The sequence below is a fragment of the Limnobacter litoralis genome (genome assembly GCF_030160455.1).
Classification (GTDB): domain Bacteria; phylum Pseudomonadota; class Gammaproteobacteria; order Burkholderiales; family Burkholderiaceae_B; genus Limnobacter; species Limnobacter litoralis.
The window spans coordinates 1-541 of sequence record NZ_BSOJ01000022.1 but is presented as its reverse complement, the minus strand read 5'-3'; the positions used below and the strand labels follow the sequence as shown (position 1 = coordinate 541).

Annotated in this window: 1 protein-coding gene; it reads left to right on the top strand. The window is 43.1% G+C overall.

The features are described from left to right. Positions 1-133, top strand: a 133-nt coding sequence (locus QQJ87_RS10745; RefSeq protein WP_284281719.1) for a flagellin, incomplete at its 5' end; no start/stop codon positions are given. Between the last annotated feature and the right edge of the window lie 408 nt (positions 134-541).

Here is a 541-nt window from a genome sequence, read left to right as displayed (position 1 = left end):
TCGGATCATGGACGCCGACTTCGCCAAGGAAACGGCCAACCTGACCCGCAGCCAGATCCTGCAGCAGGCCGGCACCGCCATGCTCAGCCAGGCCAACCAACTGCCCAACAGCGTACTGAGCCTGTTGAAGTAAATTATTGAAGTAATTGCTGACCAAGCAGCAGCCCGCACATCGATTCCCGGTTGCAGGTTGTTTTGACAGAGGCGGTTTTAACCGACCGCCTCTTTTTTTGAGAAAGAATATCAGTCAAATTATATTTTCAGAATTCAAATTTCTGAAAATATAATCTGATTTTTTTATTGCCTAAAAAATATATTTTTATTTATTTTCAGTATTTTTATTTAATAAAAAGAAAATACATCCGATATAGAGTTGTCAGCACTTAAAGCTGAAAAGCGCGCAACCAGTGCACATTCGATCTGGTAAAACCTGGAGGCCACTATGTTAGGCATCAATACCAACGTTTCATCTCTTACTGCTCAGATGAACTTGTCCAAGTCACAGAGCAGCCTTCAAACTTCCATTGCTCGCCTGTCCTCA